20 protein-coding genes and 1 other RNA gene are annotated in these 22,801 nt (G+C 74.8%); 13 read left to right on the top strand and 8 right to left on the bottom strand.

Annotated features, from left to right (window positions below):
• The first annotated feature begins 319 nt into the window (after positions 1 to 319).
• From ACI782_RS03160 to ACI782_RS03170, 3 genes are all read left to right on the top strand, one after another.
• The gene (locus ACI782_RS03160; RefSeq protein WP_456905973.1) at positions 320 to 1,075 is read left to right on the top strand and encodes a type 1 glutamine amidotransferase domain-containing protein; all 756 of its coding nucleotides are present in this window, start codon (positions 320 to 322) and stop codon (positions 1,073 to 1,075) included.
• A 227-nt stretch (positions 1,076 to 1,302) separates the two neighbouring features.
• Complete coding sequence (locus ACI782_RS03165) at positions 1,303 to 2,313, top strand: response regulator transcription factor (protein ID WP_456905975.1); 1,011 nt, start codon at positions 1,303 to 1,305, stop codon at positions 2,311 to 2,313.
• Positions 2,314 to 2,471: 158 nt separating this feature from the next.
• Positions 2,472 to 3,803 carry a DUF2254 domain-containing protein gene (locus ACI782_RS03170; RefSeq protein WP_456905977.1) on the top strand — a complete coding sequence of 444 codons (1,332 nt, stop codon included), beginning with the start codon at positions 2,472 to 2,474 and terminating at the stop codon, positions 3,801 to 3,803.
• A 377-nt stretch (positions 3,804 to 4,180) separates the two neighbouring features.
• Here ACI782_RS03170 and ssrA read toward each other — a convergent pair.
• Positions 4,181 to 4,555: a transfer-messenger RNA gene (ssrA, locus tag ACI782_RS03175) on the bottom strand.
• Positions 4,556 to 4,644: 89 nt separating this feature from the next.
• On the opposite strand from ssrA, the gene ACI782_RS03180 reads away from it, so the two are divergent.
• On the top strand, positions 4,645 to 5,091 hold the full coding sequence (locus ACI782_RS03180) for an SRPBCC family protein (RefSeq protein ID WP_456905979.1): 447 nt from the start codon (positions 4,645 to 4,647) through the stop codon (positions 5,089 to 5,091).
• On the opposite strand, the gene ACI782_RS03185 is transcribed toward ACI782_RS03180, so the two are convergent.
• Positions 5,057 to 5,956, bottom strand: a complete 900-nt coding sequence (locus ACI782_RS03185; protein ID WP_456905981.1) for a class I SAM-dependent methyltransferase — start codon at positions 5,954 to 5,956, stop codon at positions 5,057 to 5,059. The genes ACI782_RS03180 and ACI782_RS03185 overlap by 35 nt on opposite strands.
• A 73-nt stretch (positions 5,957 to 6,029) precedes the next feature.
• Between ACI782_RS03185 and ACI782_RS03190 the strand changes: the two genes are divergently transcribed.
• Both ACI782_RS03190 and ACI782_RS03195 read left to right on the top strand, forming a co-directional pair.
• Positions 6,030 to 6,653, top strand: a complete 624-nt coding sequence (locus ACI782_RS03190; protein ID WP_456905983.1) for a PadR family transcriptional regulator — start codon at positions 6,030 to 6,032, stop codon at positions 6,651 to 6,653.
• Positions 6,650 to 8,209 (top strand): adenylate/guanylate cyclase domain-containing protein, encoded by a 1,560-nt coding sequence (locus ACI782_RS03195; RefSeq protein WP_456905985.1) that lies wholly within the window; start codon positions 6,650 to 6,652, stop codon positions 8,207 to 8,209. Before ACI782_RS03190 ends, ACI782_RS03195 begins: the two co-directional genes overlap by 4 nt.
• 6 nt (positions 8,210 to 8,215) lie before the next feature.
• On the opposite strand, the gene ACI782_RS03200 is transcribed toward ACI782_RS03195, so the two are convergent.
• Entirely contained in the window at positions 8,216 to 9,301 is a 1,086-nt protein-coding gene (locus ACI782_RS03200; protein ID WP_456905987.1) for a potassium channel family protein, read from the bottom strand.
• A gap of 96 nt (positions 9,302 to 9,397) precedes the next feature.
• The gene (locus tag ACI782_RS03205) at positions 9,398 to 11,143 is read right to left on the bottom strand and encodes a class I adenylate-forming enzyme family protein (protein ID WP_456905989.1); all 1,746 of its coding nucleotides are present in this window, start codon (positions 11,141 to 11,143) and stop codon (positions 9,398 to 9,400) included.
• Between the two features lie 82 nt (positions 11,144 to 11,225).
• Here ACI782_RS03205 and ACI782_RS03210 point away from each other — a divergent pair, with 82 nt between their 5' ends.
• The gene (locus tag ACI782_RS03210; RefSeq protein WP_456905991.1) at positions 11,226 to 12,077 is read left to right on the top strand and encodes a patatin-like phospholipase family protein; all 852 of its coding nucleotides are present in this window, start codon (positions 11,226 to 11,228) and stop codon (positions 12,075 to 12,077) included.
• 88 nt (positions 12,078 to 12,165) lie between these two features.
• On the opposite strand, the gene ACI782_RS03215 is transcribed toward ACI782_RS03210, so the two are convergent.
• Genes ACI782_RS03215 through ACI782_RS03225 form a run of 3 tightly spaced genes read right to left on the bottom strand, consistent with a single transcriptional unit; the run spans position 12,166 to position 15,338 of the window.
• Positions 12,166 to 13,737 (bottom strand): long-chain-fatty-acid--CoA ligase, encoded by a 1,572-nt coding sequence (locus ACI782_RS03215; protein WP_456905994.1) that lies wholly within the window; start codon positions 13,735 to 13,737, stop codon positions 12,166 to 12,168.
• A gap of 55 nt (positions 13,738 to 13,792) precedes the next feature.
• A complete protein-coding gene (locus tag ACI782_RS03220) occupies positions 13,793 to 14,659 on the bottom strand; it encodes a class I SAM-dependent methyltransferase (protein WP_456905996.1) in 867 nt (288 codons plus the stop codon).
• A 34-nt stretch (positions 14,660 to 14,693) separates the two neighbouring features.
• Entirely contained in the window at positions 14,694 to 15,338 is a 645-nt protein-coding gene (locus tag ACI782_RS03225) for a TetR/AcrR family transcriptional regulator (RefSeq protein WP_456905998.1), read from the bottom strand.
• 108 nt (positions 15,339 to 15,446) lie between these two features.
• Between ACI782_RS03225 and ACI782_RS03230 the strand changes: the two genes are divergently transcribed.
• The 6 genes from ACI782_RS03230 (at position 15,447) to ACI782_RS03255 (ending at position 22,224) form a co-directional block, all read left to right on the top strand.
• Positions 15,447 to 16,664 (top strand): acyl-CoA dehydrogenase family protein, encoded by a 1,218-nt coding sequence (locus ACI782_RS03230; RefSeq protein WP_456906000.1) that lies wholly within the window; start codon positions 15,447 to 15,449, stop codon positions 16,662 to 16,664.
• Complete coding sequence (locus ACI782_RS03235; protein WP_456906002.1) at positions 16,661 to 17,650, top strand: acyl-CoA dehydrogenase family protein; 990 nt, start codon at positions 16,661 to 16,663, stop codon at positions 17,648 to 17,650. The genes ACI782_RS03230 and ACI782_RS03235 overlap by 4 nt, the downstream gene beginning before the upstream one ends.
• Complete coding sequence (locus ACI782_RS03240; protein WP_456906004.1) at positions 17,647 to 18,531, top strand: enoyl-CoA hydratase-related protein; 885 nt, start codon at positions 17,647 to 17,649, stop codon at positions 18,529 to 18,531. The genes ACI782_RS03235 and ACI782_RS03240 overlap by 4 nt, the downstream gene beginning before the upstream one ends.
• Before the next feature lie 86 nt (positions 18,532 to 18,617).
• Positions 18,618 to 19,142 (top strand): 2Fe-2S iron-sulfur cluster-binding protein, encoded by a 525-nt coding sequence (locus ACI782_RS03245; protein WP_456906006.1) that lies wholly within the window; start codon positions 18,618 to 18,620, stop codon positions 19,140 to 19,142.
• Positions 19,139 to 20,134, top strand: coding sequence for an FAD binding domain-containing protein (locus ACI782_RS03250; protein WP_456906008.1), 996 nt, complete (start codon positions 19,139 to 19,141; stop codon positions 20,132 to 20,134). The genes ACI782_RS03245 and ACI782_RS03250 overlap by 4 nt, the downstream gene beginning before the upstream one ends.
• Positions 20,131 to 22,224, top strand: coding sequence for a xanthine dehydrogenase family protein molybdopterin-binding subunit (locus ACI782_RS03255; RefSeq protein WP_456906010.1), 2,094 nt, complete (start codon positions 20,131 to 20,133; stop codon positions 22,222 to 22,224). Before ACI782_RS03250 ends, ACI782_RS03255 begins: the two co-directional genes overlap by 4 nt.
• Before the next feature lie 44 nt (positions 22,225 to 22,268).
• Here the strand turns inward: ACI782_RS03255 and ACI782_RS03260 are convergent, their stop codons facing one another.
• Positions 22,269 to 22,736, bottom strand: coding sequence for a hypothetical protein (locus tag ACI782_RS03260; protein WP_456906012.1), 468 nt, complete (start codon positions 22,734 to 22,736; stop codon positions 22,269 to 22,271).
• Positions 22,737 to 22,801 lie beyond the last annotated feature (65 nt).

Raw genomic sequence — 22,801 nt, forward strand, 5'->3', positions numbered from 1 at the left:
GCCCCGGCGACCGTGAGCTCGACGTGCTGCGGCGTGCGCTCGAAGAGAGGCACCAGCTGCAGCTCGCTCTCGAGGGCCTGGATCTGATCGGGAGAGGGAGGGCGCGGCGAGCCGATGCCTCCGGCCACCGGCCGGTGTGAGCAGACAGACGGGCCGGTCACGCGGCAGTCCGTCCAGGAACGTGTCCGGCTGTCGGGTGCGGGTACCCCGTGCACCGCTGAGCAGCCAGCCAGGTGAGAACGATCTGTGGCGCTTTGACGACGCTTCCGCTGCTCGGGGAGTCCGTCATCTCGACGCCGAGGAGTGACAGGGGGACGACATGCCCACGAGGCGCCGGCTCAAGGGCCGCACGATCGCTGTCCTGGCGGCCGACGGCTTCGAGAAGGTGGAGCTGGTCGTTCCGCTGCGTGCCCTGGCAGCGGCCGGAGCCACGGTCGACGTCGTGTCCCTACGGCGCGGACGCATCCGCGGGGTGAACCTGCACATGCCGGCCAGCCGGGTCCGCGTGGACAAGACGATCGGCGAAGCCGACCCCGGCGACTACGACGGGCTGCTGCTACCCGGGGGGTTCATCAATCCCGACCTCCTCCGGCAGTCCGCCCCGGCACGGGAGTTCGTCCGCGCGTTCGCCGCGAGTGACAAGCCCATCGCCACCCTCTGTCACGGACCGTGGGTGCTCGCATCGGCGGGACTCGTGGACGGACGGACCCTCACCTCCTGGCCCGGGATCCGCGACGACCTGGTGAACGCGGGTGCCACCTGGCTCGATCAGGAGCTCGTCCGGGACGGGAACCTCACCACGAGCAGAGGGCCCCAGGACATGGCCGCGTTCGTCCCCGGGATGATCGATGCCTTCGCGACGACGTCGCCGGAGCCGGCGACGACAGCACCGCGTCGTGAGTCCGATCGGCAACTCGATGCGCCCGTCGGCTGGGCCATCGGTGCGCTGCGCTGGTCGCCGAAACCGTCGGCCGTCGCCGTGGTGGGGATCGGCTTGGCCGCTGCCGCACAGCACTCCCTGCGTGGCGCGGCGGCGCAGAGCTGGAGGACCCGCGCGGCAGCTCGTGCGAGGTGATGGCCGCGACCGTGTGGCCACAGCACTGTGTGATGCCGCATCCCAGGTTCACGTCGTCGCTCGCGCGCAGGCGCCGTCAGCCGATGCCTTCGACCACCACGAGTTCTCGTCAGGTGATCGATACGGCACCGTCCGTCGTCCGGTAGAACTACACGCGGGTGAGCCCGGTGCCGCGGACGTCGAGAAGTGACGTCCTCCCTCGCTGGCGCAGCGGCTCGGGAGGACCTGTGGGGACGTTGAGCCTCGAACTGGCCGAGATCGCCGACTCGACCAGGCCTCTGTCCGAACGCGCGCGGGAGATGGTGGACAGGCTCCGCCTCCTCGTGCCCTTCGACGCCGCTTGGCTGGCCGTCGCCGACCCCATGCGGACCAGCTACACGTGCGCGGCGAGCACCGACCTGGACGAGCACACCCTGCAGTACCTCAGCGGTCCCCGGATGGCCCAGGACATCGAGGTGACCCACACCGACCGGGGCCGCCCTCCACTGAGCCCCTCCGACCTGCCCTACCCGGCCGCGGACCTGCCGACCTGGGCCGAGTGCTTCATCCCCGCCGGCTTCCACGAGGCCCTGGGCGTCGTCCTGTTCGACCGAGGGGGGCGCCACGTCGGACACCTGGCGCTGCTCTTCCGCAGCAAGGAGCCACCGTCCCTGGTCATGCGGCGTCGGCTGCACCGACTCACCCCCGTCCTGGCCACCGGGTCGGACCCGCTGCGCTCGCTGGCCGCGGCGGCGCGGGTCGTGCGGGGGGCCACGGCGGGCGTGGTGCTGTGCCGCGACGACGGCCCCCGGCCACTGCCCGGCCTCCACGGCGACGCCCTGCTCGCCCCGGGATCGCCCGTCCTCACCGTCGCCCGCTCGCACATCGACGACGGCCAGGTCTTCGCCTCCTTCCTCTGGCCCCGCGGCGGCCGCCACGCCCCCGACGGGCACGTCCGGGTGACCGTCCTGGCCAGCCCCGGCGAGGCACCGGCCAGTGTGCTGGGCACGGTGGTCCTGTCCCCCGTGACCGACCTGCGGGGGCTCACCCCGCGCGAGCTGGAGGTGCTCGGCCTGCTGATCGACGGGTGCTCCAACCAGCAGATCGCCCGCGCCCTCGTCGTGGCCGCGCGGACCGTCGCAGCCCACCTGGAGCACATCCTCGCCAAGTTCGACGCCCCCACCAGGACCCTCGCCGCGGTTCGAGCCGAACGCGAAGGCCTCTACGTCCCCCTGACCCCGTCACCCTGCCGGACCTGAAATAGGGCGTTCTGCCCATAGCGGCGACCTCGACCGCCTCGGTCTCATGAGGGGAGGACCGGGCGCCGCAGGGGTCGGCGGACCGGCACCCGGCCGCGTCCGCACGTGCGCACCCCGCGAGGAGGCAGGACCATGATCGGACACCGGTCGCAGCGCGCATGAGCAGGATCCGGCTGCAGCACTCCATCCGCAGCAGCCTGTGGCTGCTGCCGGTCGGCTGTCTCGCGGCGGGCGCGCTGCTCGCCGTCGGGACGCTCGCGGTGGACCGGGCGACGGACTACCGGCTCGTCCCGCAGAGCCTCACCGGCACGCCGTCCGACGCCCAGACGATCCTGTCCTCCTTCGCCACCGCGATGGTGTCGTTGACCTCCCTCGTCCTCACGGTCACCCTGGTCGCGGTCCAGCTGGCGATGGGCCAGTTCTCGCCCCGCATCGTGGGAGCGTTGCTCAACGACCGGTTCAGCCAACTGGCGATCGGGCTGTTCGGCGCGACCTTCCTCGTCGCGGTGCTGACCCTCCGCGAGATCCGCGGCTCCGACACCGGCACCGTGCCCGGACTGTCGATGCTGCTGTCCTACGTCCTGATGCTCGTCAGCATCGTCGTGCTCGTCCTGTTCGTGCACCATGCTGGCCAGGGGCTGCGGGTCGCCGGGCTGATCGACCTCGTCGGCGACCGCAGCCGCGAGTTCATCGTCCGTGAGCACGGAGATCTGCCCGTCGTCACCGCCGGCCCGGACGGGATCGTCGCCGCCGAACCCGGCAACGTGATCCGCGTCGATCGCCCAGCACTGGTCGCCGCGGCCCGGCAGGCGGACTGCGTGCTGGAGCTGGTCCCCGTCGTCGGCGACTTCGTCGTCGGCGGCGCGCCGCTGTTCCGGGTGCACCCGGGTCTCCGGTCGACGGTGAGCGGGGACGGAGACCCGGCCGGTCGGCTCCGGGCCACCGACGTCACCCGTCACGTCCTGCTCGGCCCGGAGCGCGTGCACACCGAGGACCTCGCCTACGGCTTCCGCAAGCTGGTCGACATCGCGGTGCGGTCGATCGCCCAGCCGTTCAACGACCCCACGACGACCGTCCAGGCGCTGCACCGGCTGCACGACCTGCTGCGGCAGATCGCCGCTCGCCCGCTGCCCTGCGGTGAACACCGCGACGAAGACGGCGTGGTGCGCCTGACCGAGCGGACCGTCACCTGGGACGGGTACGTCCGGCTGGCCTTCGACGAGATCCGCCTGGCCGGGGTTTCGGAGCCGCAGGTGACCCGGAAGATGTGCGCGGCCCTGGCCGACCTCAAGAGCGTGGCCCCGCCCGACAGACAGGAACCACTGGACCGCCAGCTCCGGCTGCTGGACGCCGCCGTCCGGCGCGCCTACGACGACGAGGAGGACGTCCTCGCAGCACTCACGCCGGACACCGAGGGCATCGGGTCGGGCGCCGACGTCACAGCCACGCCACTGCCCGTGACAGACCTCAGCACTCCTCTGCCGAGGTAACGGGGACCCAACCCCGCGTGCCGCGGGGCGAGACAGGGACCGCCCCTGGTCGAGCCTGCGGCGGCGCGATACCGAGGCGCAGCAGCAAAGAGCGAGAACGCCCTGGTCGACCGCTGGTGAGTTGTGCGCCTGCTCCACTGTGCTGGTCGCGGCACGTGCCAAAGCACCCCCAGCGCGCTTTCCACCACCGCGGAGATGGGGTAGCCCGCTGTGTGCGACGGTCCGCCGCAGTGACGCACAGCGCGCGCCGACGGGGGGCTGCAGGAAGCGGTGCTGAACCAACAGACCCCTGGACGATGCAAGCCGGGTGCCACCGCTGCCCGCGGTGGCACCCGGCTCTTCGCCAACGGTAGGCCTGACACTTCGCCAGGACCCCTCTGTGGAGGTGGCGGGAATCGAACCCGCGTCCTTCGACGCATGTCCAGGGCTTCTCCGAGCGCAGTCCGCTGCGTCTCTGCTCGACCCCATCGATCCCGCGAACAAGTCGATGTGACGGGCCCAGTCGCTGTGCGGTGTCCCGTGCGCGCCCGCGACCGGCACGCACGGTGAGTCATCTAGCTGATGCCAGGCTCCGGGCCGATGACGAACCCGGGCTGACAGACCCGCCTACGCTGCTCAGGCAGCGAGGGCGAAGTCGCGCTGACTGTTGTCGGCGCTTGATTGGTTTCCGACGCGTGGTTAACGAGCTCATCGTCGGCTTCCTCGGCTCGCTTCCCCTGGCCACCCGACCGAAGTCGAGACCATTCACCCCCTGTGTAGTTGTGCAGACAGGGTAACCGTGTCCGCTCCCGGGTTGTTCCAGGTGTGACACGGTCGGGCGAACGGAACAGGAGGTGCGGCGGTGGCGAGGGACGTCGACGTCGTGACCGAGACGGTGGTCCGCCGTCCGGTCGAGGAGGTGGCCGCCTACGCCGGCGACCCGGCCAACGCCCCCGAGTGGTACGCGAACATCTCCTCGGTCGAGTGGCGGACCCCGCCACCGGTCGCGGTCGGCTCCCGGATGGACTTCGTCGCGACCTTCCTCGGCCGGCGGCTGGCCTACACCTACGAGGTGGTCGAGCTGGAGCCGGGACGGCGGCTGGTCATGCGGACCGCGCAGGGCCCGTTCCCGATGGAGACCACCTACACCTGGGAGCCGCTGGACGAGCGCAGCACCCGGATGACGCTGCGCAACCGCGGCCGGCCCAGCGGCTTCTCCCGGTTCGCCGGCCCGGTCATGGCGACGGCGATGCGGCGGGCCAACCGCAAGGACCTCACCCGGCTGCGGGAGCACCTGGAGCGGAGCTGACCGGCTCGGCCGCCCGGCGCGCGGTCACCAGCCAGGCCGCGGACCCGTAGGCGACGCCGTCGGTCGTCTCGTGGGCCGCGAGCGAGTCCCGCAACGCCGCGGCCGCCCGCTCGCGGCCGGCGTCGTCGAGGCCCTCGAGCATCCAGCCGGCCTGGCCGAGCACGAACTCCTCGGCGTCCGCCGCGTCCCGGCCGAAGCGCACGGGCAGCTCGAGCGACTCCAGCCGCACGTCGGCGAACCCGGCGGCGGGCAGGACGGCGGCGATCCGCTCGGGGTCACTGAGCCCGAAGGGCCCCGGCCGGCCCGGCGGGGGCAGCGGGACCTCGCGGCCCGCGGCCAGGGCGGTGGTGATCGCGGAGATCCACTCGTTGCGCTCCAGCGGCTGCCAGGTCAGCAGCACCAGCCGGCCGTCCGGCCGCAGCGCCCGCGCCACGTTGCCGAACCCCGCGACGGGGTCGGCGAAGAACATCGCGCCGTTGCGGCTGACCGCGACGTCGGCGGCTCCCGGCGCGAACGGGTGGATCTGGGCGTCGGCCTGCACGAACGTCACGTTGGCCAGCCCGGCCGCCCGTGCCCGCGCCCGGGCAACCTCCAGCATGCGCGCGGAGAGGTCCACCCCGAGGACGTGCCCCTCCGAGGCGAGCCGGGCGGCGTCGAGGGTGGTCCGCCCGTTGCCGCACCCGACGTCGACCACCCGGTCGGCCGGGGCGATCCCCGCCGCGGCCAGGAAGACCGGGTGGAGCTCCCGGACGGCGTCGTCGAAGCGGTCGGCGTGGGCGGCCCAGTGCGCGCCCTCCCCGCCGTCCCAGGCGCGGGCCTGCTCGGCGTTGCCCGCAGCGACACGGAGCGTCGTGGTGTCGGTCACCGTGCTCACCTTCTCGGCGGCTATTCTGCTCCCAAGGGGACTGTGCAATCGGCTTACTCCCCTTGGGAGGACCATGTCAACCCCTGGTGGGCTCACCACGACCTCGTACGCCATCCTCAGCCTGCTCGCCGTCCGGCCGTGGAGCACCTACGAGCTCACGCGGCAGATGGACCGCAGCCTCGGCCGGATGTGGCCGCGCGCGCAGAGCAAGCTCTACGAGGAGCCCAAGAAGCTCGTCGCCCACGGCCTGGCGACGGCGCGGACCGAACCCGTGGGCAGGCGCACGCGCACCGTCTACTCGATCACCGACGCCGGCCGGGACGCCCTGGCCGACTGGCACCGCGAGCCGGGGGCCGGCCCGGTCCTGGAGTTCGAGCAGCTGCTCAAGATCAGCTTCGCGGAGCACGGCACGAGGGAGGACGCGCTGGCGACGCTGGCAGCGGCGCGCGCGTGGGCGGAGGAGCGCAACCGGGAGAACCGGTCGGCCGTGGAGGCCTACGCGTCGGGGCGCGGCCCGTTCCAGGACCGGCTGCCCGAGAACATGCTGGCCGGCCGCTTCCTCACCGACTTCTACCGGCTGGTGGCCGACTGGGCGGACTGGGCCAGCGCCCAGGTGGCGGACTGGCCCGCCGACCCGGGCGCCGCCCGGGCCGACGCGGCCGAGGTCGCCGAGATCGCCCGACGGGCCGACTGGTGACCCGCTCGATCGCGCCGACGCCCACCCCGTCCCCGCCGGTGGAGGAGCGGCTCGGCGTCGCGCACCGGCTCGGGACGGTGCGGCAGTGGGAGCCCGCCGGGCGGCGGGCGGTGCCGTTCATCGCGCTGCTGGTCGTCGCCGCCAACCTCGTCGGCGTCGCGTCGGTGGCGCTGTTGCTGGTCGGCCTGTCGGTGGACGCCGCGGGCAGCAGCGGCCGCACGACGATCGTCCTCACCGCGCTGGGCTACCTCGCCCTCGCCCTGCCGCTGGGCACGCTCGCCGGCTTCCGCTGTCAGCGGTGCACGACCGAGTGGCTGAACGCCGGTCGCGAACCGACCCTGGAGGAGGCCGAGCGTGCGCTCCGGCTGCCGCTCGACATCGCGCTGATCGCGGCGCTCACCTGGGCCGGTGGCGGACTGCTCGTCGGGGTCGTGGGCGCCGTCGTCTCGCCGTTCCCGACGGTCGGCCTGCGGATCGGCCTGGCCGCGCTGCTCGGCGGCGTGGTCACCGCGGGCGTGACCTACCTGCTCACCGGCCGCGTGGCGCGCGGGGTCACCGCCCGGGCGCTCGCCGCGCACCCACCGACCGGAGCGCTCCGGCTCGGCGTCCGGCCGCGCCTGCTGCTGACCTGGGGGCTCACCAGCGGCGTCCCACTGCTGGGCCTGGTGCTGCTGTTCGTCGACCCCAGCAACCCCGAGGGGCCGGACCGGGGTCCGGTGGTCTTCCTCGCCGTCGTGGCGCTGCTGGTGGGGCTGTTCGCCACGCTGCTCACCGCCCGCGCCATCGGCCTGCCGCTGCGGGCGCTGCGCCGCGCGGTGCAGCAGGTCGACACCGGCGACCACGACGTCCGGATCACGGTGGACGACGCCGGCGAGATCGGCCTGCTCCAGGAGGGCGTCAACACCATGGTCGAGGGGCTGGCCGAGCGCGAGCGGCTGCGCGACCTGTTCGGCCGGCACGTCGGGACGACGGTCGCCCAGCAGGCCCTGGCGATCGGCGCCTCCCTCCGCGGTGAGGTGCGCACGGTGGCGGCGCTGTTCGTCGACATCGCGGGCTCCACCTCGCTGGTCCGGCGCACCGGCCCGGAGGAGATGGTCGACCTGCTCAACCGCTTCTTCTCGATCGTCGTCGAGGCGGTCGAGGACGCCGGGGGCCTGGTGAACAAGTTCGAGGGCGACGCCGCGCTGTGCGTCTTCGGCGCCCCCAACGACCACCCCGACCCGGCCGGCGCGGCGCTGCGGGCGGCCCGGCGCATCTGCACCGCCGTCGCGGCCGCGGGCGAGGTCGACGTCGGCGTGGGGGTCGCCTGCGGCCCGGTGTGGGCCGGCCAGGTCGGTGCGGCCAGCCGGCTGGAGTACACGGTGATCGGCGACCCGGTGAACGAGGCGGCCCGGCTCACCGACCTGGCCAAGGACCACCCGAGCCGCGCCGTGGTGTCCAACGAGGTGATCCGGGCCGCCCGCGGTCTCGAGGCGCAGCACTGGGCGCCGGGCACGGTGGTGGAGCTGCGCGGCCGGGACGAGCCGACGCAGACCTGGGTGCTGACGATCGGCTGAACGCGGTCAGTACTCGATGGCCTGGCCGGTGCCCGTGGGCTGCCCGCCGGTCGTCGGCATCCGTCCGACGGTCGGGTGGGACTTCACGACCACCAGGACGTCGTCGGCCTGCAGCGTGCCGATCAGCGCGTCGTCGAAGCGCAGCGTCCGGCCGCCCCGGGTCACCGACAGCACGATGTCGCGCAGCTGCCGCGGGCCGAGCCCCACCTCGTCGGCGGTGACCCGCCGCTGCTTGAGGTCCAGGCCGTGGCCGCCGGTGACGAGGTCCTCGACGACGGCGACCACCCGCGGGCTGTCGGTGGACAGGCCCAGCAGCCGGCCGGAGGTGGCCGACGTGGTGATGACCGTGTCCGCGCCGGACTGGCGCAGCAGGTTGGCGTTCTCCTCCTCGCGCACCGAGGTGGTGATCGGGACGCTGGGGTTGAGCTGCCGGACGGTGAGCGTGATGAGCACCGAGGCGTCGTCCCGGTTGGCCGCGACGATCACCGCCCGGGCCCGTTCCACCGACGCCCGTCGCAGCACCTCGGTGCGGCCGGCGTCGCCGACGATCCCGGTCAGCCCGACGGAGTTGGCCTCGTCGATGGCCCGGGGCTCGGGGTCGACGACGACGATCTGCTCCAGCGGCGTGCCGTTGGCCTGCAGCGAGCGGATCGCGCTGCGGCCCTTGGTGCCGTAGCCGCACACGATGACGTGCTGGCGCACGTGGGACCTCCAGCGACGGATGCGGAACTCCTCCCGGGAGCGCGCGGTCAGCGCCTCGAGGGTCGTTCCGATGAGGACGATCAGGAAGAGCACGCGCAGCGGCGTGATGACGAGGAAGTTGACCAGCCGGGCCTGGTCGGTCACCGGTGTGATGTCGCCGTAGCCCGTGGTCGAGAGGGTCACCGTCGCGTAGTAGGCGGCATCCAGGAGGTCGACGCTGCCGTCGACGTCCCGGTACCCGTCGCGGTCGAGGTAGACGAGGAACACGGTGAGGACGAACACGAACAGCGCGAAGACCAGCCGCCGGGCGACCTGCCGGATCGGCGAGGCCTCGACGTGCGCGATCTGCACGCCGGTGTGCTCGGTCACCGGTCCGGTGTCGCTGGCCACCCGACGGACGATAGTGAGCCGACGGCGCGGACGTGGACCCGCCGCACCCCACCGGGTGAGCGGCGGGTGCCCGATGGGCGGCTGCGACGGGCGAGATCAGCCGCCGGCGACCGCGGCGCGCTCCCGGGCGGCCAGTTCCCGCTTGAGCACCTTGCCCGCCGCCGACACCGGGATCGCGTCGATGAAGACGACGTCGCGCAGCCGCTTGTAGGGCGTCACCCGGCCGTTGACCGCGGCCATCACCGACTCGGCCGTGAGCGCCGCGCCGGCGGCGTCGTCCCGGCGGACGACGTAGGCCACCGGGAGCTCACCGGCCTGCTCGTCGGGGCGGCCGACCACCGCGGCCCCGGCCACGCCCGGCACGCCGAACAGGACCTCCTCCAGCTCGCGCGGGAAGACGTTGTAGCCCTTGTAGAGCAGCATGTCCTTGGTGCGGTCGACGATCGACAGGTAGCCGTCCTCGTCGAGCACCCCGACGTCGCCGGTGTGGAACCAGCCGTCGGGGTCGATCGCCTCGGCGGTGGCCTCGGGCCGGTGCGCGTACCCCCGCATCACCTGCGGACCGCGGATGCACACCTCGCCGCGCTCGCCAGGCGGCAGCGGGTCGCCCCCGCCCAGCGGCTGGATGGTCACCTCCGTGTCGAAGACCGGCACGCCGACGGTGCCGGCCTTGCGGGTGCCCGAGCGGAACGAGGGGTTGCCGGTGGCCTGCATGGTCACCTCGGTGAGCCCGTAGCCCTCGCCGATCACCGCGTTCGGCAGCAGCGCGCGGAGCTTCTCGATGAGCGGCACCGGTAGGGGCGCGGCGCCGCTGGAGACCCCGCGCACCGACGACAGGTCGGCGTCGGCGATCCCGGGCACCTGCAGCAGCGCGACGAACACCGGCGGCGCGCCCCCGATCGACGTCACCCGGTACCGGACGGCGTCCTCGACGTAGCGCACCGGGTCGAACCGCAGGTGGATCACGGTCGTCGTCCCGGCCATGACCAGGCCGTTGAGGTAGCCGATCGCGCCCATGGCGTGGAACCACGGGGTCAGGTTGATGATCCGGCCCTCGCCGAGCCGGGTGGGCGCTTCCTCCGGGCCGAGCACCTGGCGCAGCGTCACGTCCCCGGCCGCGTCCAGCTCGGGCAGGGACCCCGACGTCCAGCAGCCGGACTGCAGCACGTTGGTGACGACGGCGCGGTGCGGCAGCTCGACGCCCTTGCTGACGCCGGTCGTGCCGCCGGTGTACGCGAGGTGCGCGAGGTCGGTGCCGACGTCGAGGTCCGCGTCCAGGTGACGGTCGGCCGGGTCGGCCGCGAGCAGGTCGGCGAGGTCGACCTCGCCGGGTGCCAGGCCGCCGAGGCGGGCGGCGAAGTCGGCGGTGTGCGCGGCCCCGGTGACCACGACCGTGTCGACGGCGGTGCCGGCGAGCGCCGTCCGCGTGAGAGGCAGGACCTGGTCCCAGGTGACCAGGACGCGGGCGCCGGCGTCGGCCAGCTGGGCGGCGAGGTCGGCGGCGGGCAGGAGCGGGTTGGTGGGGGAGAAGGTCGCCCCGGCGAGCAGCACCCCGTAGTAGACGGCCGGGTACTGCCGGCAGTTCGGCACGTGCACCGCGACGACGTCCCCGCGGCCGACGCCGTTGTCGGCGAGCCAGCCGGCGACCGCGTGCGCCCGGCGGCCCAGCTCGGTGAAGGTGAGCTCGGCGCCGGAGTCGACGAACGCCACACGGTCGCCCCAGCGGCGGGCGGCCGCTCGCAGGACGGAGCCGACCGGCACCGCGGGGTAGTCCAGCGAGCGGGGCAGGCCCGGCGGCCAGCTGTGCCCGGCGGAGCGGGTCGGGGCCTGCGGCACGGTCATGCGGGTCCTCTCTCCGGGAGTCCCCCAGCGTGGCGCACGTCACAACCCGTGTCGAGAACCCACCGTGGGTGAGGATGGCCCGATGAGCGACCAGCGCACGGCCCTCGTCCTCGGTGGCGGCGGCATCACCGGCATCGCCTGGGAGATCGGCGTCCTCGCCGGCCTGGCGGAGGCGGGCACCGACCTCTCCTCCGCCGACCTCGTGGTGGGCACGTCGGCCGGGTCGGTGGTCGGCGCGCAGGTCACCAGCGGCGCCGACCTCGAGCAGCTGTTCGCCCGGCAGCTCGAGCCGCCGGCCGGCGAGCGGGCCGCGCGGATGACCCGAGCAGCGCTGGCCCGTTACGGCTGGGCGATGCTGCGCAGCCGTCGGGACGACGTCGCGTTCCGCCGCCGCGTCGGTGCGCTGGCCCTGGCGGCGGAGCAGGCGGGCCTGACGCCGCCGGAGCAGGAGCGGCTCGACGTCATCGGCTCGCGACTGGTCAGCACCGAGTGGCCCGACCGGGCGCTCACCACCACCGCCGTCGACGCGGAGACCGGCGAGTTCCGGACCTTCACCCGCGACTCCGGTGTCCCGCTGCTGCTCGCGGTGGCCGCCAGTTGCGCGGTGCCCGGCGTCTACCCGCCGGTGACCATCGACGGCCGCCGCTACGTCGACGGCGGGATGAGGTCGGCCGCCAACGCCGACCTCGCCGACGGCTACGACCGGGTCGTCGTCCTCGCGCCGATCCCCCGCGGCGTGGGGCCGCTGGCGAGCGTCGACGCGCAGGTCACCGGGATGGTGGCGCGGGTCGCCGTGGTCTCACCGGACGAGGCCAGCCGGCAGGCGATCGGCCGCAACGTCCTCGACCCCGCCGCGCGGGCCGGGTCGGCGCGGGCCGGCCGCGCCCAGGCGGGGAGCGCGGCCGCGCACGTCACCGAGGTCTGGCGGGGCTGAGCGCGGCCCGCTGCGGGGTCCCGGCGGGAGCTCGCGAGCAACGGGGGCAGGGGTCCTGCTCCGCGCTCCCCGCGCCCCGGCACACCGCTCAGACCACGGGCTCGGCGACCAGCGAGCCGGCGGAGTGCTCCTCGCGCAGCCGGGTCTTGAGCACCTTGCCGCTGGGGTTGCGCGGCAGCGCGGCGACCAGGGAGTACTCCCGCGGGTTCTTGTAGTGCGCCAGCCGCTCGCGGCACCAGGCGGAGAGCTCCGCGGGGGTCGGCGGGTCGGCCGGGTCCCGCGCGGCGACGACGGCGTGCGGCGCCTCGCCGTAGCGGGCGTCGGGGACGCCGATCAGCGCGACCTCGCCGACCTTCGGGTGGGCGGCCAGCACGTCCTCGACCTCGGCGCAGTACACGTTCTCCCCGCCGGTGATGATCATGTCCTTCTTGCGGTCGACGACGTAGAGGTAGCCGTCCTCGTCCTGCCGCACCAGGTCGCCGGAGTGGAACCAGCCGCCCGCGAACGCCTCGGCGGTCGCCTCGGGCTTCCCCCAGTACTCCGTCATCACCATCGGGCTGCGGTAGACGATCTCGCCGACCTCGCCCTGCGGGACGTCGACCATCGCGTCGTCCACGATGCGCACCTCGACGTTGAGCATCGGCGTGCCGATCGAGCCGATCTTGCGGACGGCGTCCTCGCCGCGCAGGAAGCACGTGACCGGGCTGCACTCGGTCTGCCCGAACGCGGTGACCACCTCGGCCTGCGGGAACGTGTCGATCATCGTGCGCAGCAGCGTCGTCGACGCCGGTGCCGCGCCCCAGGAGATGCGCCGGAGCGAGGACAGGTCGCGCTGCGCGACGTCCGGGACGGCGACCACCGCCGCCCACATCGCCGGCACCAGGAAGATGCTGCTGACCCGCTCCCGCTCGATGAGCTCGAGCGTCGCCACCGGGTCGAACCCGCCCGAGCGCAGGATCACGTGCGTGCCGCCGAGCAGCAGCGGGGGCAGGCCACCGGCCAGGCCGGCGATGTGGAACAGCGGCGCGCCCGGGACGGAGACGCGGTCGGCGGGGTCCCAGCCCAGGTGGGTCACCTGGCTGAAGGCGTGCAGCAGCAGGTTGTGGTGGGTCAGCACGGCGCCCTTGGGCCGGCCGGTCGTGCCGGAGGTGTACATGATGAAGGCCGGTGCCGCCTCGTCGACCTCGACGTCGAGCGGCTCGTCGCCGGCGGCGGCCAGCGCCGCCTCGTACTCCTCGCCGACCGACAGCACGGTGCCGACGACGGGCGCCTGCTCGCGGGCCTTGGCCGCCACTTCGGCCAGGGCGGGGTCGACCACCATCGCCACCGCGCCGCTGTCGGCGAGCACGTAGGCCACCTCGTCGGCGACCAGCCGGAAGTTGACCGGGACGACGACGGCGCCCAGCCGCACCCCGGCCAGGTAGGACTCCCAGACCTCCAGCGAGTTGAGCCCGAGCACGGCCACCCGGTCGCCGGTGCCCACGCCCCGGTCGGCGAGCGCGCGGGCCAGCCGGGTCACCCGCGCGTCGAGCTCGGCGTAGCTGCGGCCGGTGCCCTCGAACCGGAGCGCGACCGCGTCCGGCGTCCGACGGGCCCAGCGGGCCAGCTGGTCGCTGGTGGTCATGCCGCGGCCCTGCAGCCGGGGGATCTCGACGCTCACGGGCCCTCCTCGCAGAGTGGACCCGCGTCATGCTGGTGGCGACGCCGATCGGCGGTCAACCCTGACCGGAAGGACCGAGGGTCGACGGAGCCGGGGTGTGTGCGACGGCGCCTACGACCAGGGGGTTGACCAGCACGGCATCGTGCTCGGCGGCCTGCGCCCGCAGCCGCTGCTCGAAGGTCTCCGGACCGATCTCCTCGGCTGTGACCACGCCGGTGCGCTCCATCACCGGGAGCAGGCTGGTGACGTCGCCGGCGACGATCGACCAGCCGACCGCGTCGCCGCCGCGCTCCACCGGGGCGGCCGCGGTGAGCACCGGGGCCGGGAGCCCGGCGGCGCCGAACACCGCCGCCAGCCGCAGCGCCATGTCGATCGGCCGGTCCGCTCGCACCATGGTCTCGAGGAACCAGCCGGTGAAGGCGGTCAGGAGGGGCAGCTCGGGCTGGGCGGCGCGGGTGAGCAGGGCGACGTCCTGGAACGCGATGACACCGCCGGGGCGGACGACGTCGACCAGCCGGGCCACCTGGGCGACCGGCTCGGGCAGGTGGAGGAGGATGAACCGGCCGACGACCGCGTCCACCGGCTCGGCCGGGCGCCAGCAGGTCACGTCGCTCTGCTCGAAGGTGACGTTGCGGAGACCGGCCTCCTCGACCCGACGGCGGGCGCGCTCGAGCGGTCGCGGCGCGTCGTCCACCCCGACGACGGCTCCCGTGGGACCCACCCGCTCGGCGACCGCCAGCGTGACCTCCCCCGGTCCGCAGCCCACGTCGGCCACGGTCATGCCCGGCCGCAGGCCGGCGCTGTCGAGCCAAGCCGCGGTCGCCGGTCCGTAGAGCCGCGCGATGGCGGCCAGGCGCACCATCTCCTGGTCGCTCGACCCGAGGACGTACTCGCGCACCGACGCGGCCGGACCGTCGCCCATGGCGGTCCATGCTGGCCCGTCTCGGCGCGCCGCGTCACCCCTCCGTGCGCGCGAACAGCATCCGCTCGGCGAGCCGCTTCCACAGCACCAGGTGCGGGTCGGTCGCGGCCGGGCGGTCCTCGAAGGCGTAGACGACGGCGACCCCGCGCATGCTGGTGAACAGCAGCTCGCAGGTCTCGGCGTACAGCGGCGCCGCGGCGATCTCCGGTCCCCAGATCTCGTCGGCGACCGCGCGGATGGCCGCCCGGAGGCGCCGCTCCTCGGACCGCAGCGCCGCGCGCAGCTCGGGGTCCGTGCGCGACGCCGTCCACAGCTCCGTCGCGGCCCAGAACGGCGGCTCCTGGAACGTCGCCCACATCAGGTCGATGGCGCGGTCGACCCGTTCCCGGCCGGCCGGCTGGTCGGCCATCAGCGCCGCGGCCCGCTCCCGGACGGCGGCCAGCAGCGTGGTCGACAGGTGCTCGGCGGCCGCGACCAGCAGCTCGGCCCGGTTCGGGAAGTGGTGCAGCAGCCGCCCGCGGGACACCCCCGCCCGTGCCTGCACGGCCAGGGTGGAGGCGCCCGCGTAGCCGTCCTCGACCAGGCAGGCCACGGCCGCGTCGAGGATCAGCGCTCGGCTGCCCGCGGCCCGCGCCGAGCGGGAGCGCGGCCCGGGCGGTGCGGCGGGGTCGGTGATCACCCCGGCGAGCGTAGGGGCGGGCCGCCCCGCCGAACAGTCACCGTTGACCGTTCCGGGTGACCGCTGTCACGCTGCCGCCGTCCCTCCCGACGACGGAAGGCGCCGCCCGTGGACTTCGACGACACCCCCGACGAGGCGGCCTTCCGGGCCGGCGTCCGCGCGATCCTCGAGGAGCGCGCGGCCGAGCTGCTGCACGTCGGTGCGGGGCAGGCGGTGGACGCGCGCACGCACGAGGCCGCGCTGCGCCGGACCCAGCGGGTGCTCGCGGAGGCGGGCCTGGTGGGCATCACCTGGCCGCGGGAGTACGGCGGCCGGGGCGGCACGCTGGTCCAGCAGGCGATCGTGCAGCAGGAGCTGGCCCGTGCGGGCGTGCCGGCGCTGATCAACCACATCGGCCTGGGCATGTGCGGGCCAACCGTGATCGCGCATGGCAGCGAGGACCAGAAGCGGCGGTACCTGGCCCGGCTGCTGCGCGCCGACGACGTCTGGTGCCAGCTGTTCAGCGAGCCGGCGTCCGGCTCCGACCTGGCCGCGCTGCGTACCACGGCCGTCCGCGACGGCGACGACTGGGTGGTCAACGGCCAGAAGGTCTGGACGACGCTGGCCCACGTCGCCGACCTGGGCATCCTGCTCGCCCGCACCGACCCCGACCGGCCCAAGCACGCCGGGCTGACCATGTTCGTGGTCGACGTGCACGCGCCCGGGGTGACGGTGCGGCCGCTGCGGCAGATGGTCGGCTCGGCCGGCTTCAACGAGGTCTTCTTCGACGACGTCCGCATCCCGGACGGCGAGCGGCTCGGCGAGCCGGGGGAGGGCTGGCGGGTCGCGCTCACCACGCTGATGAACGAGCGGGTCGCCATCGGCGGGGCGGGCAGCGACCTCGGCGTCCCGGTGGAGAGGCTCGTCGTGCACGCCCGGGAGCGGCTGCCGCACCTGGACGCCGAGCGGCAGGTGCTCGCCCGGCAGGCGGTGGGCCGGGCGGTCGTCGCGTCGCTGGCCACCCGCTACACCGGCTACCGCCGGTTCACCGTGCTCAGCCAGGGCGGGGTGCCGGGGCCGGAGGCTGGCGCGGGCAAGCTCGCCGGCACCGCGGCCGCCAAGCTGGTGGCCGACGCCGGCGTCCGGCTGCTCGGGGACGACGCCGTGTACGCCGCGACCGCCGACGGCGACGACACCTGGCAGCGCAGCCAGGGGTACCTCCCCAGCCTGGCCATCGCCGGCGGCACCGACCAGGTGCTGCGCAACGTCCTCGGCGAGCGGGTGCTCGGCCTCCCGCCGGAACCGCGCACCGACAAGGACGCGCCCTTCGCGGGAGGTCGGCGGTGAACTTCGACCTCGGTCCCGACCAGCGCGACGCCGCCGCCGGCGCCCGCGACTTCTTCCGCGGCACGGCGTCGGCGGCCGTCGCCCGGGCCGCGCTGGAGGGCGGTCCGATCGCGCCCGGGCACCGCGCGCTGGCCGACATCGGCTTCCTCGGCGTCACGGTCCCGGAGTCGGCGGGCGGTGCCGGCGGGTCGCTGCTCGACCTGGCCGTCGTCGCCGAGCAGGGCGGCGCGGTGCTGGCCGGGCCGTCGCTGGTCACCGCGGCCCGGGCCGCGGTGCTGCTGGGTGCTCACCCCGACCTCGCCGCGCAGCTGGCCGACGGGTCCGCGCGGTTCGCCGTCCTCGACGGGCCGGTGACCGGCTCCTCACCGTCGATCGACGCGGCCGGGGCGACGCTGTTCCTCGGCCTGGACGACGGCGCGCTGGTGGTCGGCGAGGGGGAGGCCACGCCGGGCCGGCCGCTGGACGCCACCCGCGGGCTGGCCTCGGTGCGGCTGACCTCCCGGCGGGTGCTGGCCGACTCCGCCACCGACCTCTGGACCCGCGCCCGGCAGGTGGCCACCGTGGTGCTCGCCGCCGAGGACCTCGGCGCCGCCGACGCGGCCGTGCAGATGGCCGTCGGGTACGCGCAGCAGCGGGAGGCGTTCGGCCGGCGGATCGGCTCCTACCAGGCGGTCAAGCACATGCTGGTCGACGCCTGGGTCGGCGTGGACCAGCTGCGCTCGCTGGTGTGGTGGGCGGCGTGGGCCGCCGACGCCGCGCCGGACGAGCTGCCGCTGGCCGCGTCCGCCGCCAAGGCGCAGGCCGCCGAGGTGCTCGAGCGGGCCGCCGAGACCTGCATCCAGGTGCACGGCGGCATCGGCTTCACCTGGGAGCACGACGCCCACCTGTACTGGCGGCGGGCCAAGGTGGACCGGCTGCTGCTGGGTGACGCCGCCGAGCACCTCGACGCCGTCGCCCGCCTCGCCGTCGCCGGCGCGCTCGGATGACGCCGACCCAGCTGCGGTACGAGATCGCCGACGGCGTCGCGACGATCACCCTCGACCGGCCCGACCGGATGAACGCCTTCACCGCGGTGATGGCGACCGAGCTGGCCGCCGCGGCCGCGGCCGCCGACGCCGACGACGCCGTCCGGGTGGTGGTCGTGACCGGCGCCGGTCGGGCGTTCTGCGCCGGCGCCGACCTGGGCGGCGGGGAGGGCACGTTCCGGGACCGGGCCGGCCGCCCCGACCCGGTGCCCCGCGGCACGGTGGACGGCGTCCCGCGCGACTGGGGCGGGATCGCGTCGCTGCCCTTCGCGGCGCTGCGCAAGCCGGTGGTGGCCGCGGTGAACGGCCCGGCCGTCGGCATCGGCGCGACGATGACCCTGCCGATGGACGTCCGGATCGCGGCGGAGTCGGCCCGCTTCGGCTTCGTCTTCACCCGCCGCGGCATCGTGCCCGAGGCGGCCTCCTCGTGGTTCCTCCCGCGGGTGGTCGGCATCAGCCAGGCGATGGAGTGGGTCGCGACCGGCCGGGTGTTCGACGCCGCGGAGGCGCTGCGCGGGCGGCTGGTCTCCCGCGTGGTGCCCGACGCCGACCTGCTGCCCACCGCGTACGCGCTGGCCCGGGAGGTCGCCGACAACACCTCCGGGGTGGCGGTCGGGGCGGCCCGGCAGCTGCTCTGGTCGATGCTCGGCGCGCCCTCGCCCTGGGACGCCCACCGGGCCGAGTCGCGGGTGCTGGTCGAGCTGGGGGCCGGGCCGGACGCCGCGGAGGGGGTCGCCTCGTTCCTCGAGAAGCGGCCGCCGCGGTTCGCCGCACCCCTGGGGGACGGTGCGGTCGCCGGCGTCCCCCGCTGGCCGCAGCCCCCGGACGACGTCGCCCCGTAGCGGAGTGCGCAAGCGCAGGAATCCTGCGCCGACGCCCTCCGCTGCGCGCCGTTTGCCCACCCCCGTTGCGGGGGCAGGAGCGCCGCGTGGACACCGAGATCACGCTGCGGGTGGACGGGGCGGCCCACCCGCTGCGCGTCGACACCCGCACCACGCTGCTCGACGCGCTGCGCGAGCGGCTGCGCAACACCAGCCCGAAGAAGGGCTGCGACCACGGCCAGTGCGGCGCGTGCACCGTGCTGCTCGACGGCCGCCGGGTCAACAGCTGCCTGGTGCTGGTGGTCACCGTCGACGACGCCGAGGTGACGACGTCGAACGGGCTGGCCGGCGACGGCGAGGCGCACCCGCTGCACCGGTCCTTCGTCGAGCGGGACGCGTTCCAGTGCGGGTACTGCACCCCCGGCCAGGTCTGCTCGGCCGCCGGGATGATCGAGGAGGCCCGGGCCGGCTGGCCGAGCGCGGTGACCGCCGACCTCACCGCGGACGACGTGCCGCTCACCGACGCCGAGATCCGCGAGCGGATCAGCGGCAACCTGTGCCGCTGCGCCGCCTACGCCAACATCGTCCCGGCGGTGGCCGACGTGGCCGAGGCGAGCGGGGTGCGCCGGTGAGGGAGTTCCGCTACGAGCGCGGTACCGACCCCGCCGCCGCGGTCGCACTGCTCGCCGCCGAGCCCGGCGGTGCCTTCCTGGGCGGGGGCACCAACCTGGTCGACCTGATGAAGCTCGGCGTCGCCACGCCGGACGTGCTGGTCGACGTCCGCACCCTGACCTCGCGCGAGGTGAGCGACCTCCCCGGCGGGGGCCTGCGGATCGGCGCCGGCGTCCCCAACGCAGACCTCGCCGCCGACCGGCGGGTCCGCGAGCGCTACCCGGTGCTGGCCCAGGCGCTGCTCGCGGCCGCCTCCGGGCAGCTGCGCAACCGCGCCACCACCGCCGGCAACCTGCTGCAGCGCACCCGCTGCGGCTACTTCACCGACGTCACCAAGCCGTGCAACAAGCGAGAGCCGGGCAGCGGCTGCGGCGCGCTGCGCGGGCTGCACCGCAACCACGCGATCCTCGGGCAGACCCTGGAGGGCCCCGGCGCGTGCGTGGCCACCCAGCCGTCGGACATGGCCGTCGCGATGGCGGCCCTCGACGCGGTGGTGCAGGTGCTCGGCCCGGACGGCGAGCGCAGCGTCCCGATCGGCGAGCTGCACCGGCTGCCCGGGGACGACGCCTCGCGCGACACCACGCTGCGGCACGGGGAGCTGGTCACCGCCGTCGACCTGCCGCCGCTGGGTGTGCCGTCGCGCTACCGGAAGGTGCGCGACCGGGCGTCGTTCGCCTTCGCGCTGGTCAGCGTCGCCGCGGCGCTGCGGGTCGAGGAGGGTGTGGTCGCCGACGTGCGGCTGGCCCTCGGCGGGGTCGCGCACAAGCCGTGGCGGGCCGCCGCCGCCGAGGAGGCGCTGCGCGGGCAGCCGGCCACCGAGGAGGCGTTCGCTGCGGCCGCCGGTGTCGAGCTCGCCGCGGCCACCCCGCTGCGGGACAACGGCTTCAAGGTGCCGCTGGCCCGCAACGTCGTCGTCCGCACCCTCTCGGAGCTGACGGGAGCGTCCGCATGACCACGCTGGACCGCGTCCTCGGGGCCGGCATCGACCGCATCGACGGCCCGGCGAAGGTGCGCGGCACCGCGCCCTACGCCTTCGACCAGGACCCGGGCGAGCCGATCGCGCACGTCGCCCTGGTGCAGAGCACGGTCAACCGCGGCCGGATCTCCCGGCTGGACCCCACCCGCGCCGAGGAGCTCCCGGGCGTTCTCGCCGTCCTGACCCCGGCCAACGCGCCGCGGCTGTCCGGGGACCTCTCCTCGGACCTGCCGGTGCTGCAGTCCCTGGACGTGCACTACCAGGGGCAGGTGGTCGCCGCGGTCGTCGCGGAGACCTCCGAGGTGGCGCGGGCCGCCGTCGGGGAGGTGGGCGTCGAGTACGCCGCGGAGCCGCCCGACGTGCGGCTGTCCACCGACCGGCCCGACCTCTACGCGCCGCCGCAGGTCATGGCCGGCTACGCGACCGACTCCGTGATCGGCGACGTCGACGCCGCGCTGGCCGCGGCGCCGGTCGTGGTCGACGCCACGTACGAGACGCCGACCCAGCACAACAACCCCATCGAGATGCACACCTCGATGGCCCGCTGGGACGGCGACAGCCTGACAGTGTGGGACGCGAACCAGGGCCCGCACACCATCGTCAAGGACCTGGTCACCGCCTTCGGCCTCGAGGAGGGGCAGGCGCGGGTGGTCTCGCCCTACGTCGGCGGCGCGTTCGGGTCGAAGGCGTTCACCCACCCGCACCAGATCCTGGCCGCGATGGCCGCCCGGGTGGTGCGGCGCACCGTCGTCCTCGAGCTGACCCGCCAGCAGATGTTCAGCCTGGTCGGCCACCGCACGCCGACCATCCAGCGCCTCCGCCTGGGCGCGGACCGGGACGGGCGGCTCACCGCGATCAGCCACGAGGTCGTCGAGCACACCGCGCGGATCAGCGAGTTCGCCGAGCAGACCGCGACCTGCACGCGGGTCGTGTACGCCGCGCCGCACCGGCGGACGACGCACCGGCTGGCCCGGCTCGACGTGCCGCCGCCGACGATCATGCGGGCGCCGGGGGAGACGCCGGGCATGTTCGCGCTGGAGTCGGCCATGGACGAGCTGGCGCACGCCGCCGGCGTCGACCCGGTCGAGCTGCGCATCCGCAACGAGCCGGCCGAGGACCCGGAGCGGCACGTCCCGTGGTCGTCGCGGTCGCTGGTGGCCTGCCTGCGCACCGGCGCCGAGCGGTTCGGCTGGGCCGGGCGGGACCCGCGGCCCGGCGTCCGCACCGACGGCCGGTGGCTCGTCGGGACCGGCGTCGCCGCCGCGACCTACCCGTCCCGGCGGCGCAGGGCCGACTGCCGCATCACCGTCGACGGGCGCGGGCGCTACACCGTCGAGATCGGCGGCTCCGACATCGGCACCGGCGCGTGGACGGCGCTGTCGCAGATCGCCGCCGACGCGCTCGGGGTCGGGATGGGCGACGTGGAGCTGCGCATCGGCGACAGTCGGCTGCCCTTCGCCGGCGGCGCGGGCGGCTCGACCGGGCTGGCGTCGTGGGGGTCGGCGATCGTGCTGACCGCGCGGGAGGTGCGCCGGCGGCTGGAGTCCCTCGGCGGCCGGCTCCCGCCCGACGGGGTGACCGTGGACGGCGGGGTCGACGGCCCGTCCCCGCACGCCGAGCGGTACTCGATGCACGCCTTCGGCGCCCACTTCGTCGAGGTGCGGGTCGACGCCGACACCGGCGAGGTGCGGGTGCCGCGGGCGTCCAGCGTGTACGCCGCCGGGACCATCGTGAACGCCAAGACCGCCCGCTCCCAGTTCCTCGGCGGCTTCTGCATGGGCCTGTCGATGGCGCTGCACGAGGAGTCGGTGCAGGACGAGGAGTTCGGCCACTACGCCAACCACGACCTGGCCGAGTACCACATCGCCACCAACGCCGACGTCGGGGAGATCGACATCTCCTGGCTCGACGAGGAGGACCCGCTCGTCAACGAGCTGGGGCTCAAGGGCATCGGCGAGATCGGCATCACCGGTGCCGCGGCCGCCGTCGCCAACGGCTACTGGCACGCCACCGGCAAGCGGATCCGCGACCTGCCCCTCACCCCCGACAAGTTCTTCCGCTCGTGAGCGGAGGGTGGGAGTGCAGGTCTCCTGCACTCCCACCCTCCGCATCAGCTCGCGATGGCGGCGACGGGGGAGGTGCGGACGGCGCGGCCCAGCGCCCGCAGCAGGCCGTTCTCCTGGCGGCGCTCGACCACCGCCAGCGCGAGGGTGTTGCCGCGCCGATCAGCGCGATCACCACGGCCACCGAGCAGCCCGGTGACGACCCGCAGCAGCACGTCGAGCACCTGGTCCATCTGCTCGCGGAGGCTCACCACGCCGGTCACCTGCGCGCCGGGAGTCGCTGTCCCGACGGTGTCGGTGACCGCGTCGACGACCGCGGTCTGGTCGTCGACGTCGGCCAGCCGCAGCCACAGCCGGCTGACCGTGGCGTCCGGGGCCAGCCGGACCAGGTCGGAGGCGAGGACCAGCGGCGGGGCGTCACCGTCGACCACCTGGGCCCGCAGGTCCAGCGGCCCGCCGGCTCCCGAGAGGGGGACCGGGGAGCCGTCGGTGACCGCCCACGAGTCGGCCAACAACTCGGGGACCAGCAGCTCGCCGGCGTCCGGCAGCGGGGTGTCGGCGGTCGCGCCGACGCAGCGCA

Source organism: Geodermatophilus sp. SYSU D00703 (genome assembly GCF_054050155.1).

Coding starts and splice junctions, on each gene's coding strand:
- ACI782_RS03220 (WP_456905996.1), bottom strand. CDS start 14,659: ATGGGCGACGGTCCGGCCGCGTCGGTGCGCGAGTACGTCCTCGGGTCG.
- ACI782_RS03160 (WP_456905973.1), top strand. CDS start 320: ATGCCCACGAGGCGCCGGCTCAAGGGCCGCACGATCGCTGTCCTGGCG.
- ACI782_RS03255 (WP_456906010.1), top strand. CDS start 20,131: ATGACCACGCTGGACCGCGTCCTCGGGGCCGGCATCGACCGCATCGAC.
- ACI782_RS03210 (WP_456905991.1), top strand. CDS start 11,226: ATGAGCGACCAGCGCACGGCCCTCGTCCTCGGTGGCGGCGGCATCACC.
- ACI782_RS03170 (WP_456905977.1), top strand. CDS start 2,472: ATGAGCAGGATCCGGCTGCAGCACTCCATCCGCAGCAGCCTGTGGCTG.
- ACI782_RS03240 (WP_456906004.1), top strand. CDS start 17,647: ATGACGCCGACCCAGCTGCGGTACGAGATCGCCGACGGCGTCGCGACG.
- ACI782_RS03190 (WP_456905983.1), top strand. CDS start 6,030: ATGTCAACCCCTGGTGGGCTCACCACGACCTCGTACGCCATCCTCAGC.
- ACI782_RS03205 (WP_456905989.1), bottom strand. CDS start 11,143: ATGACCGTGCCGCAGGCCCCGACCCGCTCCGCCGGGCACAGCTGGCCG.